A 383-nucleotide genomic window follows, 5' to 3' on the forward strand; every position below is an offset into this window, starting at 1 on the left:
ATAACGCTTTAGTTTTAGTTGCTACATCACCAGTAAAAGCGTTGATTTGGTTTAAAACTTCAGGAAAGAATTTGAAAAGGGTCCAATAAAACGCCCCACCAATTAATAATAATGGGATGCACCATTTGAAGATGTTAAAGAAAGTTTTAATTATTTTAAGTAACCAGTTTTCTTTTTTAGTTTGGGTTTCAATAATTATTTTAGGAGTTGGAGTTTTTCTTTTGATAATTATTTTATTAGATTTACTGTTTTTGGATTGATTTTTAATGTTTTTATTTGTTTTATTATTATTTTTTGATTGATTTTTTTTAGTTTCAATTATTTTTTTTGACATATGATTTTTACTCGCTTTCTTTTTTGGATTTAAAGTTTTTTTAAAATAA

Annotated in this window: 1 pseudogene; it reads right to left on the reverse strand. The window is 23.5% G+C overall.

Annotation, left to right across the window (positions count from 1 at the left end):
* Positions 1-334, reverse strand: a pseudogene (locus RI01_RS03075) (hypothetical protein); the annotation flags it as partial.
* Positions 335-383 lie beyond the last annotated feature (49 nt).

Source organism: Italian clover phyllody phytoplasma str. MA1 (genome assembly GCF_000300695.1).
Classification (GTDB): domain Bacteria; phylum Bacillota_I; class Bacilli_A; order Acholeplasmatales; family Acholeplasmataceae; genus Phytoplasma.